Source organism: Shewanella submarina (assembly GCF_042646185.1).
Classification (GTDB): Bacteria; Pseudomonadota; Gammaproteobacteria; order Enterobacterales; family Shewanellaceae; genus Shewanella; species Shewanella corallii.
The window spans coordinates 1-541 of the sequence record NZ_JBHRTD010000027.1 but is presented as its reverse complement, the minus strand read 5'-3'; the positions used below and the strand labels follow the sequence as shown (position 1 = coordinate 541).

General features: G+C 50.6%; 1 protein-coding gene. It reads right to left on the bottom strand.

Annotated features, from left to right (window positions below; all coding sequences use genetic code 11):
• A partial coding sequence (locus ACFOE0_RS23230) for an EF-Tu/IF-2/RF-3 family GTPase (RefSeq protein WP_380712900.1) occupies window positions 1-541 on the bottom strand: 541 nt, incomplete at both ends.

Genomic DNA, 541 nt, shown 5'->3' with positions numbered 1-541 from the left:
GATGGTGCCTGGCTTAGCCAGTACTTGACCACGCTCAACTTCGTCACGCTTGGTACCACGCAGCAGAACACCACAGTTCTCACCAGCACGGCCTTCGTCCAGCAGCTTACGGAACATTTCTACGCCGGTACAAGTAGTCTTGGTGGTCTCTTTGATACCAACGATTTCTACTTCTTCACCAACTTTGATGATACCGCGCTCAACACGACCGGTTACTACAGTACCACGGCCAGAGATAGAGAATACGTCTTCGATTGGCAGCAGGAATGGCTTATCGATGTCACGCTCTGGCTCAGGGATGTAAGTATCCAGAGCTTCAGCCAGCTCAACGATCTTAGCTTCCCAAGCTGCGTCGCCTTCCAGAGCTTTCAGAGCAGAACCCTGAATTACTGGCAGGTCATCACCTGGGAAATCGTACTCAGACAGCAGTTCACGAACTTCCATCTCTACCAGTTCCAGCAGCTCTTCATCGTCTACCATGTCACACTTGTTCATGAATACGATGATGAAAGGTACACCTACCTGACGAGACAGCAGGATG